9 protein-coding genes are annotated in these 13019 nt (G+C 68.6%); 4 read left to right on the top strand and 5 right to left on the bottom strand.

Features of this window, described 5'->3' with window-relative positions; all coding sequences use genetic code 11:
• Window positions 1-90: 90 nt before the first annotated feature.
• Complete coding sequence (locus ACOACQ_RS23970; RefSeq protein ID WP_420289417.1) at window positions 91-744, bottom strand: SDR family oxidoreductase; 654 nt, start codon at window positions 742-744, stop codon at window positions 91-93.
• A gap of 88 nt (window positions 745-832) precedes the next feature.
• Here ACOACQ_RS23970 and ACOACQ_RS23975 point away from each other — a divergent pair, with 88 nt between their 5' ends.
• Window positions 833-2260 carry a hypothetical protein gene (locus ACOACQ_RS23975; protein WP_420289418.1) on the top strand — a complete coding sequence of 476 codons (1428 nt, stop codon included), beginning with the start codon at window positions 833-835 and terminating at the stop codon, window positions 2258-2260.
• Here the strand turns inward: ACOACQ_RS23975 and ACOACQ_RS23980 are convergent.
• From ACOACQ_RS23980 to ACOACQ_RS23995, 4 genes are all read right to left on the bottom strand, one after another.
• Window positions 2250-3332: a hypothetical protein gene (locus ACOACQ_RS23980; protein WP_420289419.1), complete on the bottom strand. Its 1083-nt coding sequence runs from the start codon at window positions 3330-3332 to the stop codon at window positions 2250-2252. The genes ACOACQ_RS23975 and ACOACQ_RS23980 overlap by 11 nt on opposite strands.
• A gap of 145 nt (window positions 3333-3477) precedes the next feature.
• A complete protein-coding gene (locus tag ACOACQ_RS23985; RefSeq protein WP_420289420.1) occupies window positions 3478-4923 on the bottom strand; it encodes an LVIVD repeat-containing protein in 1446 nt (481 codons plus the stop codon).
• A gap of 3 nt (window positions 4924-4926) precedes the next feature.
• Window positions 4927-6033: an NAD(P)H-dependent flavin oxidoreductase gene (locus ACOACQ_RS23990; RefSeq protein ID WP_378596073.1), complete on the bottom strand. Its 1107-nt coding sequence runs from the start codon at window positions 6031-6033 to the stop codon at window positions 4927-4929.
• Window positions 6033-7661 carry an acyl-CoA synthetase gene (locus ACOACQ_RS23995; RefSeq protein ID WP_420289421.1) on the bottom strand — a complete coding sequence of 543 codons (1629 nt, stop codon included), beginning with the start codon at window positions 7659-7661 and terminating at the stop codon, window positions 6033-6035. Before ACOACQ_RS23995 ends, ACOACQ_RS23990 begins: the two co-directional genes overlap by 1 nt.
• Window positions 7662-7707: 46 nt before the next feature.
• Here ACOACQ_RS23995 and ACOACQ_RS24000 point away from each other — a divergent pair, with 46 nt between their 5' ends.
• From ACOACQ_RS24000 to ACOACQ_RS24010, 3 genes are all read left to right on the top strand, one after another.
• Entirely contained in the window at window positions 7708-8523 is an 816-nt protein-coding gene (locus tag ACOACQ_RS24000; protein ID WP_420289422.1) for a crotonase/enoyl-CoA hydratase family protein, read from the top strand.
• A gap of 160 nt (window positions 8524-8683) precedes the next feature.
• Window positions 8684-12475, top strand: coding sequence for a hypothetical protein (locus ACOACQ_RS24005; RefSeq protein WP_420289423.1), 3792 nt, complete (start codon window positions 8684-8686; stop codon window positions 12473-12475).
• Entirely contained in the window at window positions 12463-12930 is a 468-nt protein-coding gene (locus tag ACOACQ_RS24010; protein WP_420289424.1) for a hypothetical protein, read from the top strand. The genes ACOACQ_RS24005 and ACOACQ_RS24010 overlap by 13 nt, the downstream gene beginning before the upstream one ends.
• Window positions 12931-13019: the final 89 nt, after the last annotated feature.

Consider the following 13019-nt stretch of genomic DNA (forward strand, 5'->3'; position numbering starts at 1 on the left):
GCTCCACTTCTACAATCATCACCGCGTCCACTCCGCCATCGGAGCCAAGCCACCGGTCACCCGACTGACCAACGTCCCCGGACATCACACCTAGCCCGCGTACGGGATCTCGGCCTGCCAGGCGGACTCGTCCTGGTCCACCGCGGCGCGAAGCGCGAGCGCGACGTTGTCGGGCGTGAAGGCGCCCTCCTTGCCGAGCATGCCGCGCACGGTCACGGACACGGCGCGGATGCCGTCGTCCTTGAGGGTGGCGTCGATGCTGCGCACGAGGTTCTGGACTCCGGCCTTCTGCACGCCGAGCGAGGCGGCACCGAACCACGGGGAGTCGGCGGCCATGCTGCCGGTGACGGAGATCCGGGCGCCGCTCGCGAGGAACGGACGAGCGGCCTGGACGAACGTCAGCAGGGCACCGACACCGAGTCGCACGTCCTCGAGCAGCTCGTCGGGCGTCAGCGTCAGCGGGTCCTTCTCCCGGTACGCCGACGGGTTGAAGTGGATGACGTCGAACTGCCCGACGTGCTCCCCCATCCGGGTCACCGCGGCGCGGGTGGCGGCGTCGTCGGTGAGGTCGACGACCGCCGTACCGGCGGTGCCCCCGGCAGCCTCGACCTCGGCGCCCAGCGTGGCCAGGACCTCGTCCTCAGCGCCCAGGAGCCCGACGCCGCAACCCTCGGCGGCGTAGAGCCTGGCCAGCGATCCGCTCACACCCGGTCCGGCTCCGGCGATCAGCACATTGCGCGTCATGCCCCCATTGTTGCCTCTTCGTCCTTGCCCAGGTCCCCGGCTCGGGACTTTCCTTGAGGCAGGCTGCCGCACGACAACGGAGGCCGCATTGTCGGACCCAACACGGCGCTCGGGAGCCGGCACCCTGTGGCTCGGTACGCACACGCGCTCCGAGCACCAGTTGTCCCTGCAGTTCGGTCTCGACGACCTGCGGTTCACGGCGTCGTACTGGTACGAGGACGTCGACCTGGTCGACCTCGAACGGCGCTACGGCCCGGACACGCTGGACCGGGTCTGCTTCCACCTGGCGGCCTTCACCGCGAACACGCTGGTCAGCCTGCGGCCCGCCCACTTCGACGCGGGTCCGTACCAGCGCCACTGCACGCCGGAGTTCTGGTCGCTCTGGCGTCGGGTCGTCCACGGCGTGTGGGCGCAGTGGCGCTACGAGCACGACCTCCCGGACTACGAAGGGCCGGACCTGCTCCGCTCGCCCGCCGAAGTCGTCCCGAGCCCCGTTGCTGTCAGCGGCACGGGCGAGCCGGGAGTGCTGGCGTTCTTCGGCGGCGGCAAGGACAGCGTGGTGTCGCTCCGGCTGCTGCAACGAGCCGGGGTCCCGTGCGACACCCTCGTCTACTCCAGCTCGACCTACGGCAGTGCCGGGAAGCAGCACTCCCTGTGCGACACCCTTCTCGACGTGCTCGGGCTGCCTGCCGAACGGCGCCGCCGGGTCTGGGCGTACGACGACCTGGTGGACAGTCCCGTCGCACGACTCGCACCGCAGCACGACCTCCTTCCCCTCACCGCCGCAGAGACGCCGGCATCGGTGTTCGCCGCCGTACCCCTCGTGCTGGCGCACGGCTATCGCGGGCTGAGCCTCGGCCACGAACGCAGCGCCGACCAGGGCAACGCCGTGTGGTCGCCGGCCGGCGACGAGATCAACCACCAGTGGGGGAAGTCCGTGGAGTGCGAGCAGGTCCTGGCCGACTACCTGCGCACCCACCTGGTCGAGGACTGCCACTACTTCAGCCCGTTGAAGGCGGTCCACGATCCGCTGATCTTCACGATGCTTGCAGCCGAGCCCGACGCGATCCCGTTCACGCACTCCTGCAACGTGGAGAAGCCGTGGTGCGGCCGTTGCGCGAAGTGCGCGTACGTCTGGCTCGGCTACAGCGCCTACCTGCCCGCTGACGTGGTCGCGCGGACGTTTCGCGGGCACGGGAACCTGTTCGACCATCCTGACAACCAGGTCTGGTTCCGGCAGCTGCTCGGCCTGTCCGACCACACGCCGTTCGAGTGCGTCGGCGGGGTCGAGGAGACCCGGCTGGCGTTCGCGTTGTGTCGCCGCCGTGGTCTTGGTGGCCTGGCGATGGATGTCTTCGAACGCGAGGTGCCGCCCGTGGACCTCGATGCGTTGCTCGAGCGCTACCTGGAGGTCGGGTCCCTGGGTGCGTGGTGCCCGCCCGGATGGCGGGAGCCGCTCGAGGCCCGGTTGCGCGCAGCTGCCGCCGGGGCTCGACCCCAGCTGGCTACTTCTTGAACGAGCGGAACCCGACGTAGTCGTAGTGGTCCCACTTGCTCGCGTCCATGTGGAGCGAGATGGACAGGATCCCGACGCCCTCGGTCGCATTCATCGCACTGATGAAGAGGTCGTGGCCGACATTGAGCCCGGTGTGCCCGGACGCGCCCTTCTCCTTGTTGTGGAACGACACCAGGTCGCCGGTCTGCGCGAACACACCCGGCTCGAGCTCTTCGGGATTCTTCGTCTCCTTGGTCTTCTCCCACTTGCCCTTCGCGTTCTTGACGTGCTTCTCGAAGATGCCGCCGGCCAGGAGGTACTTGGCGATCACCTTGCCGCGCCCGTCGAACTCGAAGATCTCCGCCACGGTCTTGCCGTCCGCGGCGAGATGGATCAGCTGCGAGTACGGGAAGTGCTTGAGCTCCTTGCCGGGTTCGAGCCGGGCCTGGCCCTTGTCGACGTCCGCGGCCAGGTCGTTCGCCTTGTAGGACCAGGTCTTGTCGGACCCGTAGAACGGGTACTTCGACTTCCCGATCGCTGCGCCCGACTTGGCCAGGTAGGCGTCGGCCACCAACTTGTTGCACTTCCACGCATTCTCTCCGAAGGCGCCCGTGCTTCCGGCGACGCCAGGATTCGCCGCCCCTTCGGTGCCGCTGTCGGGATCGGTCTTCATCCACGCCTTGTTCTGCGCGCTCGGCGCCCCGGCGACCTTCTCCATGTTGAGCTTCTCGGCCGAGAAGACGATGGCCTGGAGCCGGGCGGGCAGCTTGTCGAAGGTCTTGTGCGCGGCGACCTCGCCCGCGAGATCGTTGACCGCCGCGAAGAGCCGCACGTGGAAGCCCGAGTCGTCACCGTGAGGCCCTGCGGAGCCGTGCAGCACGGCGTAGTCCAGCATCTTCTTCAGCGCAGCGGCGGCACGCGTCTGGCCCGCCTTGGCGAGGCCTTCGACCCGGGCCGCGCCGAACATGCCCAGGACCGCCGCGCGGACGCTCTCGCCGAACCGCTGCACCGTGGCCTGGTTGCCCGCCCAGCGCTGCAGGGTGGTGACGTGATGGGCGTCAGCCGGCCACGTGCCCGGGGAGCGGTTGGGCATTGTCGGAACCCGCAAGGCCGTCGGGACCTGCGCCGCCGGGCGCTCGTCGGACACCCCACCGCGGGTACGGCGAGGCTCAGCGGGCAACCTGGTGCGCATCCCTCCCATCGTCGGCCTGTTGCCGGCAATGCGGAAGGGCCTGTTCTCAGTCGAGCAGGTTCTCGACGCCGTTGGTCAGCCGCACCACGTGGAAGCCACTGGTGCCATCGGTGTACCAGACGCTGTTCCCGGCCGGGTCCCACGCAGGCTGGGAAAGGGCGCTGGCACCGCCCTTCGCCGGCTTGTTGAAGTAGGCGACCTCGCGCGGGTCCTGCACGTCGCTGATGTCGAAGATCCGCAGTCCGGATCCGATCATCGAGCACGCAGCCAGGTTCGGGGCGTCCCGGGTCGGGACCGAGCAGTAGTGGGCGGAGTAGCCGCCGATCGGCAGCGCATTTCCGGGGTCTTTCATGACCTCGGCCGTGCGGTTCACGGCCTGATGGACCTCGAGCCGGATGTCCGACACCAGGGAGGGAGCCTCAGGGTCGGTGACGTCGATGATCCGTGCGCCACCGACCGGGCTGTTCTTGAAGTCGACCGTCCAGCGGTCACCGAACCAGTCAGTGAACTCGTCCACCTCGAGCACGTAGCTGCGACCGTCCCGGTGGAACGGCTCCGCGACCTGCGGGATGGAGATTCCCGGCCAGTCGATCTCCGACAGGAGCCGGACCTGTGGCTTGGTGACCCTGTCCTGGACCTGCGAGACGTCATAGATCTGCAGGCTCGGCTTGTCGAGGATCGAGCTGGACGACGGTGTGCCCATGTTCGCGACGTACATCGTGGCGCCGTCGTCAGAGAACCGGAGTCCGTGCGCGATGACCCCCGGCTTGACGAGGACCACCCGGGGCCGCCGCGGGTCGGCGATGTCGACGGCGGTCATGGTGAAGCCCGCTGCGCCAGCGGTCCAGAACGTCTGGCCGTCGGGCGCGAACCCGCTCTCATGCCCGAGGACACCGGACAGCGTGGTCGACAAGAGCTTCGGGCGGCGGCAGTCGGTACGGACGTCGTAGACGTCGAGAACGCCGGGTGCGGTGGCAAGGGTGCCCATCACCCCCACGAGCAGGCCGCGTTCAGCGTTGACCAGCAACGACTCGTGCGGGCTCAGCATGGCCGGAGTGATGAGGTTGGCGGTCTTGCGCGGCGACGCCGGGTTCGTCATGTCGAGAACCACGACCCCGAGCCCGGTGCCGTTGAGCAGGTTGCCGACGACGTCCATCCCGAGGATCCGGGTGGAGTCGTAGAAGGCACAGGTGTGGCCCTGGGCATCGGTGTAGCGAAGGGTCTTGAACCCACCGGTCGTGCCATGACGACCGACCTGCTCGGTGTTGCAGGTGTATCCCTCCAGCACCCGACCGGAGTCGTAGTCCGCCGTGGGCACGCGGCCCTGGAGGTCAGTGGTCTCGGGACGCGATCCCGGCCCACAAGCGGCCTCGGGCACCGCCTGGGACGAGACCTCGTCAGAGGCGGCGGCGAGGCTTCCACCCACCAGGACACCTGCGACGGCGATCGCAACGGCGATGCGGCGATGCAGCGGCTCCAAGCGCAGAGCCATCCCTCAGATTCCCGCGATGCCGTCGAGCTTCTTCACCGTGGACTCGAACTCGGCGACCAGGTCGGCGACGACCTCGGCGACCGGCCGGACCTCGTTCATCCGACCGACGATCTGCCCGATCGGCATCGAGATCACGTCGGGGTCCCCCGACGCGTTGATCCGGTTGTGCGCGTCCGCGACCAGCAGGTTCTGCAGCGGCATCGGGAGCGGTGCCGGGGCACCTTCCTCGTTCCACGACTCGGTCCACTTCGTCTTGAGCAGACGGGCCGGCTTGCCGGTGTAGATCCGGGTCCGGACGGTGTCGGACGACGTCGCGCGCAGGAAGGCCGTCTCCCAGCCCTTGTTGCCGGACAGGTTTCGGTACTCCTCGGTGCCGAGCCAGATGGACCCGGTCCACACGCCCTGGGCACCGAGCGCGAGCGACGCGGCGATCTGCCGGCCCGAGCCGATGCCACCGGCACCCAGCACCGGGACGTCCGGACCGACGGCATCGACGATGTCGGGCGTCAGCACCATGCTGGCGATCTCGCCGGTGTGACCGCCCGCTTCGTAGCCCTGCGCGATGATGATGTCCACGCCGTTGGTGACGTGGCTCAGTGCGTGCTTGGGCGCGCCCGCGAGGGCGGCGACCTTCAGTCCGGCCGCGTGGCACTGCTCGATCACGTCGACCGGCGGCGAGCCGAGCGCGTTGGCGATCAGGACCGGCCGGTGCTGCAGCGCGACGTCGACGTGCGAGCGCGCCATCGAGTGCAGCCAGCCGAGGACGCCCTCGCGTCCCTCGCCCTCGGGCAGCGGCGGGACGCCCAGCTTGAGCAGCGTCTCGTCGACGAACTTCCGGTGCTCCTCAGGGATGTACGACGACAGGTCGGCCGACGTGCCCTCCGTGGGGATCTTCATCGGCATCACCACGTCGACGCCGTACGGCTTGCCGTCGGTGTTCTCGTCCATCCACGTGAGGACCCGCTCGAGCTCGTCGGTGTCGTTGAAGCGGACGCACCCCAGGACGCCGAGACCGCCGGCGCGGGAGACCGCGGCGGCGACGTGCTCGGACGGCGTGAAGGCGAAGATCGGGTACTCGATGCCGAAGGCATCACACAGTGCGGTCCTCATCAGACCGACACCTCCTCGGTACGGCTCTCGAGCGCCAGTTCCTTGGCGCGGGGGTACTGGGCCTTGCCGGTCGCGTTGCGCGGGACCTCCGCGACGAGCGTCAGCACGCGCGGCAGCTTGTAGCCGGAGAGGTGCGATCGCAGGAAGGTCCGCAGCTCCTCCAGCTCGACGGTCGCACCGGGGCGGGGTTCGACGACAGCGGCCACCGTCTGGCCGTACTTCTCGTCGGGCAGGCCCACCACGAGGACGTCGTACACACCGGGGTGGGCCTTGATGGCCTGCTCCACCTCTTCGGGGTAGACCTTCTCGCCGCCGGTGTTGATGCAGTTCGAACCGCGGCCGAGCAGGGTGATCCGGTTGCCCTCCTCGATCCGGGCGTTGTCGCCGGGGATCGAGTAGCGGACGCCGTCGATCACGATGAAGGTGCGGGCCGACTTCTCGGGGTCCTTGTAGTAGCCGACCGGCACGTTGCCCGAGCGGGCCGTGCGGCCGACCTTGCCCACATCGGTGACCGGGTCGAGGATCTGGTTGTCGTCTCCGAGGATCACCGTTGTCGGGGGGATGGAGACCACCGGGCCGTCGGTGGACAGGGCGCTGGCGTCCTGCAGGCCGGTGCCCTGGAAGCCGGTCTCCGAGGAGCCGATGGAGTCGGTGAAGACGGCATTCGGGAAGTGCTTCATCCAGCGCTCCTTCACCGACTTGGAGAAGATCGCCGCGCTGGACGCGATGGCGAACAGCGTCTGGCCGGAGTATCCGCCTGCCTCGTAGGCATCGATCAGCGGCACCGCCATCGCATCTCCGGTCATGAACATCATCTGCACGCCGTGCTTGTCGACCAGCTCCCAGGTGCGGACCGGGTCGAACTTCGGCTCGAGGATGGTGACCTGGCCCGCGAAGAGGTGCATCAGGAGCGAGGCTTGCGCACCGCCGTGCATCAGCGGGCTGAGCGGCAGCGTGACGAGGCTGTCCTGCTGTGCCTTCTTCGACTGGTCGTACTCCTCCAGCGGCTCGGCCGTCATGAAGTCGATGCCGCCGCCGAGCACGCGCCAGAAGTCCTCGTGGCGCCACATGACGCCCTTCGGGAAACCGGTCGTGCCGCCGGTGTAGATGATGTGGATGTCGTCCGGGCTGCGCTCGCCGAAGTCACGGACGTCGGACTGGCCGGCGACGGCGTCCTCGAGCAGGACACCCCCGTACGACGACACGTCACTGGTGTCGTCCGGCTCGAGCGGGTTCGGTACGGCGACGATCGTCTGCAGCTTGTCGAACTTCGGCGCGACCTCGGCGACCAACGGCGCGTAGACGCGGTCGTGGACCAGGCCGACGAGATCGGCGTTGTCGAAGAGGTACTCGAGCTCGCCGGCGACGTACCGGAAGTTCACGTTGATCGCCACGGCGCGGACCTTGAGGATCGCGATCAGGGCGATCACGTGCTCGATGCTGTTCTTGGCGTAGAGCCCGACGTGGTCGCCGTGACCGATGCCCCGGGCCTGCAGGTAGTGCGCGAGCTTGTTCGACTCGGCCTCCAGCTCGGCGAAGGTGATGACGCGATCGCCCACCTGTACGGCGGGCTTCTGGGGGACGACGTCGACGGCATGTTCGAAGAGATCGGCAATGTTCAGGGCCACGATCCGAGACTAGAACACGTTTCACTTTTTCGCTAGCGTGGTTCACATGTCCCCCACCGATGACGCTGCCAACGACCGTGAACCCGACTGCCTCGTCGAGCAGGACGGTCACAAGCTGATCGTCACCATGAACCGTCCGGAGCGCCGCAACGCATTGTCCGGCGCGATGCTGCGGATCATGGAACAGGCCTGGGACCGGGTGAACTCCGACCCCGAGATCCGGGTCTGCATCCTCACTGGCGCAGGCGGCTTCTTCTGCGCGGGCATGGACCTGCAGGCAGCCGACAAGAAGCCGCCGTCGGAGGCCTTCGAGTCCGGCGAGTACGACCCGACGGTCATCAAGGGGCTGCTCAAGGGGTTCCGGTTGACCAAGCCGCTGATCGCGGCCGTGGAGGGCCCGGCGATCGCCGGCGGCACCGAGATCCTGCAGGGCACCGACATCCGCGTCGCCGGTGAATCGGCGAAGTTCGGGGTCGCCGAGGCCCGCTGGAGCCTGTACCCGATGGGCGGCTCGGCGGTCCGGCTCCCCCGCCAGATCCCGTACACGGTGGCAGCCGAGCTGCTGCTGACCGGACGCACCCTGCTCGCCCCGGAGGCCAGGGAGCTGGGCCTGATCGGCCACGTCGTACCCGACGGCCAGGCACTGGCCAAGGCACACGAGCTCGCGGACATGGTCGCTGCCAACGGTCCGATCGCCGTCCAGGCGATCCTCAAGACGATGCGCGACTCGGAAGGCAAGCACGAGGACGACTGCTGGGCCGACGACGCGAGGGTCGGCGCTCCGGTCTTCTCCTCGGAGGACGCCAAGGAAGGTCCGCGCGCGTTCCTCGAGAAGCGGAAGCCCGACTTCAAGGGGCGCTGACCGGACCAGGTAGCGAACGGGCACACCTGCCTCGCCCTTCAGGGCAGAGAAAGGTAAAGACTTTCCGGAGTGGCTGGCGCGCACCCGCGCACAGGAAGATAGTGAGCACCGCCACTTTTCCTGCTTTGCTCCCAATCCCCCGATTTGGCAGGTGTTCTCCGTGCGCGCTCGGACCCTTTGTGCTGCCCTGTCCTCAGCCGTGATGCTGGCTGCCCTCGTCAACCCGGAGGCCGCGCACGCCGCTCCCCTCCCGGCCGTGGCCAGTGGCAGCGCGGTGCGCTGCGCTGAGCCACCGCCGACGGACGGCGCGACGGCGGAGAACCGCGACCGCTTCGTGGAGCTCTGGTCGCCGCGGTTCACGGACAACGCCTGGCGCAAGGACTTCGTCGCGCTCAGGACGGTGCCGGCGGACATCCTCGCCGAGGGATTCCACGCGCTGCCCGAGCCGACGCAGCTGTGGCTGAGTGCGTGCCTGGTCGCCGACCTGCTCGACATCACGAACACGACGCCCACGGCCCAGGAGCGCGAGACCTACCTGGCCGGCGTGGCGATGGTGGTCTTCGGCAAGGAGGGCACCGAGGACCTCAAGGAGGAGCTCAACGACACGACGCCGACTCCCCCGCCGGCCGACACCCCACCGGTCAACCGTGACCAGACGGGCGAGGCGCTGGACGCCGTGGCGGAGGAGCTGGCGGAGGCGCCGAGCCTGACCTCGGCGCGACTCCCCCGCTCGTCGGTGACCGCACCGACCGCGCGCACGTCGAGCAACATCACGGCCGGCCTGCCGCCCACGTTCAACGACACACTCACCTCGCTGCCCCTCGTCCCCCTGGTGCTGGACGCACTGGACGCGGTCCTGCAGGAGGTCAGCAAGGTCCAGGGCAAGCTGTTCACGCTGCCCGTCGTGAACCTGCTGTCCCCGCTGTTCTACAAGATCTGCGCCGAGTCGCCGACCATGCCGCTCTCGTGCAGCATCTCGCTGCCGGTGGGTGTCCCGGTGCCGGCCGACGTCACGGGTGACCACCTGCCTGACGTCCTGGCGCAGCTCAACCCGGTCACCAACCTGATCGACGTCGGAGCCCGGTTCGCGGTGCAGCGGATCACGCCCAACAGCGGCCCCCTCCCGGCGCACGTGTTCGCCGTCTACGACACACCGATCGTCAAGAAGCGGGTGGCGGTCGGCATCGACGGACGCGCCTCGACCCTCGGCGGCAACAGCACCGCCCGGGTCCTGCTCAAGAACATCGTCGACGCGATCACCGGCGACATCCGGGTCGCTGCGGACGTCATCTCGACCAACCCGGGCCTCAAGGAGGCGATCACGTTCGGCGTCAAGTCGCTGACCGGTGGCAGCGGCGGCGTACCGCTGACCGAGCAGGACCCGCTGACCGGCTCCGTGCAGCTGAACCCGTTCCCGACGACCCTCAACGTCGGCGCCCGGATGACGCACGGCAGCACCGGCAGCACGGACACGATCACGGTCGACACCCCGACCGCCACCCGCGTGGACGCGGTGATCGACCAGGCCACGACGTCGGGTCCGGTCGACAGCAACCGTCGCTTCACCGCAACGGTCGACAAGCTGCCGTCGTCGGTACGGGTCGACCTGGTCCGTCAGGGCACGCACCAGAACATCGAGTACACCGCGAACGACGAGATCGGCCTCGTCGAGGCGACCGACACCACCACGCCGGACGTGACCAAGCCGACCGAGGTCGACCACGCCGTCTACCAGGTCCACGGCGTCCCGAAGCACATGCAGGTCGACCTGAACGGCAACCTGATCACGTACGACGCCAGCGACTCGATCGACAAGGTCTACGCCGGTGTCGAGCGGATGGGCGGCGACCGGATCACGGCCGAGGTGCTGGGCATCCCGGCACACGCCAAGGTGCTCTTCGACGGCAAGAACTCGGTCCTCGACTGGGATGCGGACACCGCGACCACCAGCGCCTCGGCGACCGCGCACCTGACAGCGGCCACCCTCGACATGGACCGCGACTTCGACGCGGGCCTGACCATCAGCTCGATCCCGGCCAAGTGGAACGCGACCTGGGCGGACGGCAACGTCCTCTTCGACGCACCCGCGGCGGGCATCGGCTCGATCGTCGCGAACGTCACGAACCACGAGGACTACTCGACGCTGCCGGGCGACCACCTGACGGCGTACTACGACGAGGCCTCGGGCGACCTCGACGCCAGCCTCAAGATCAGCAACCTGCGGCGCGCATCCTTCACCAAGCTGCCCGACGACGGGGACGGCGGCGGCTTCGAGGCCGGTCTCGACATGGGCGACAACAGCACCTTCTCGTTCGCAGCGGAGGCGCACCTGGAGGAGGGTGACCTCGAGGCGTCGGGCAAGCTGAGCAACCTGCCCTCCGAGATCACGCTGCGCAGCGAGGGCGGCCGGATCACCTATGACGGCAACACCAACCCCGACCTGACGCTCTCGGTCGCGGCGGGCAAGTCCGCGGCGCTGGCCGCCACACCGGTGCCGCCGCAGGTCCACGGCGTCGCCGTCCGTGACGGGGCGAGCGGTTCCGACAAGGCCGTCCGGGCCAAGCTGTACCTGACCGGACTGCCGACGGGACTCGACCTCAACTCCACCACCGGCGTCTACACGGTCACGGGGTTCCACCCGACCGACGGCACCCTGGTGGTCGACGCCAAGTTGCAGGCACTCGCGCCCAAGCCGCTCAGCCTCTACCTGACGCAGGGCATCCCGACGGCCAACCCGGTGGACTTCACCTTCGGCCCGACCGTCACGCGCACCGAGCCCGACGGCAGCCACACCACCGGACTCGACTACGTCGCCAGCGAGGCGCTGGGGGCGTTCACGGCGAACGCGCAGTACGACAACACCGACGAGGCGCAGCTGACCATCAGTGCGATCCCGAAGACCATCAGCGTGGACGTCGCCTTCGGCGCCGACACGAAGAAGGTCGGCATCGTGATGAACCAGGGCATCAGCGACATCACGGCGGCGTACAAGCACGTGGGCGACGCCGACTTCGCCGCCTCCGTGCACCTGCACGACGTCCCGAAGACCGTCGACATCCTGATCGGCAAGGACACCACTGCCGGCGGCGGTACGACGGTCGACGCACCCGTCTTCACGATGACGACCTTCGCCCCCGGACTCGACATCGACGCCTTCGCCTCCGCGCGGATCGCCGACCCGGTCGACGCCAACGCAGCCGTGAAGCTCACCGTCACCGACCTCGGTCAGGTCGTCACCGGCGACCTGACCGGTTCCCGCCTGCACATCACCTCGAGCCCGGCGACCGAGGCCTTCGCGCTCGAGGCGGCGGGACGCGTGCAGAAGTCGATCTCGCTCGACTGGGGCAGTGGTGAGGACGGCCAGACCGGGTTCTTCCAGAACCGGGGCAACCTGTCGGCCGACCTGAAGATCCGGCGGGTGACCCTGGGCCTGACGGACTTCTCCGACGTGAACCTCCGCCTGGGCTTCACGACGGGCCTCGACGGAACCTTCGGGACCTTCACGTTCGGCCAGGACAGCAACCTGACGGTCGACCTCGAGGACAAGTTCTCGGTGTTCATCGACTGGCCCGACCCGCTGGGCTCGGACACCATCACGATCGTCAACATCCCGCACCTGGTGATCCCCTTCGGGAACGTCGCGCCCCGCTGGCACATCAACCAGAACATCCAGGAACGTGCGTTCCACCTCCCGATCATCCACTTCGGGATCGCGGACTGCGGTGTGTCCTTCGACGTCCGTCCGGCACCGGGCTACACGACGCCGGGCAACACGTTCACGCTCGGCCAGCCGGCCGATGACGGGACCAACACGCCGGCCTGGCTGATCACGCCCGACATCAACCTGCTCGGGTTCTCGCTGCCCGACTTCGGGCTGGACATCATCGCCTACTTCCTCTCGCCGTACGGCAACAACATCCACCCGTACCCGGAGTGCGTGTGGCTGGTCTAGACCCCGGCGACCGGCGCGGACCGGCAGCCCGGTTCCTCGGGCTGCCGGCCGCTCTGGCCGTCCTCGCGCTGCTGTGCGGTGGCTGCAGCGACGATCCAGACGAGCCGGACGCCGACCCGTCGGCACCCGTCACGGACATCACGGTCGAGTGCGACCGGTTCGAGGACACGGCCCAGCGGATCACGGACGCCCAGACGGCGCTGTACGACGGCAAGGACTCCCCCGAGGACGCGACAGCCGTCGACGCCCTCGTCGCGGAGCTGGACGCGCTCAAGAAGGACGCTCCCGACGACGTCGACACCGCGCTCACGGACCTCGGCGAGGGGTTCCGGTCGGCCCGCGAGCTGCTGGCCGACCCCAGCGAGGCCGACGGTGCCGCCCTGGCCGAGCTGGCACCCGGACTGTCCGAGGACAGCCAGACCGTGACGGCCTGGATCCTCAGCGAATGCGACTAGCTGTGATGCCCAGGGAGGTTGTCCCGCCCTCCGGCGGTGAGTCGGGCTGACAGGTGAGGGCCCCCGGTTGTGAAGTGGAGCTGTCTAGT

Origin of the sequence: Nocardioides sp. CPCC 206347, from assembly GCF_048654605.1 — a bacterium.
Lineage (GTDB): Bacteria > Actinomycetota > Actinomycetes > Propionibacteriales > Nocardioidaceae > Nocardioides.

What these genes read in the sequence shown, in the direction of transcription:
- ACOACQ_RS23985 (WP_420289420.1), bottom strand. Translation starts at nt 4,923, where the DNA reads ATGGCTCTGCGCTTGGAGCCGCTGCATCGCCGCATCGCCGTTGCGATC.
- ACOACQ_RS24000 (WP_420289422.1), top strand. Translation starts at nt 7,708, where the DNA reads ATGTCCCCCACCGATGACGCTGCCAACGACCGTGAACCCGACTGCCTC.
- ACOACQ_RS23990 (WP_378596073.1), bottom strand. Translation starts at nt 6,033, where the DNA reads ATGAGGACCGCACTGTGTGATGCCTTCGGCATCGAGTACCCGATCTTC.
- ACOACQ_RS23970 (WP_420289417.1), bottom strand. Translation starts at nt 744, where the DNA reads ATGACGCGCAATGTGCTGATCGCCGGAGCCGGACCGGGTGTGAGCGGA.
- ACOACQ_RS23980 (WP_420289419.1), bottom strand. Translation starts at nt 3,332, where the DNA reads ATGCCCAACCGCTCCCCGGGCACGTGGCCGGCTGACGCCCATCACGTC.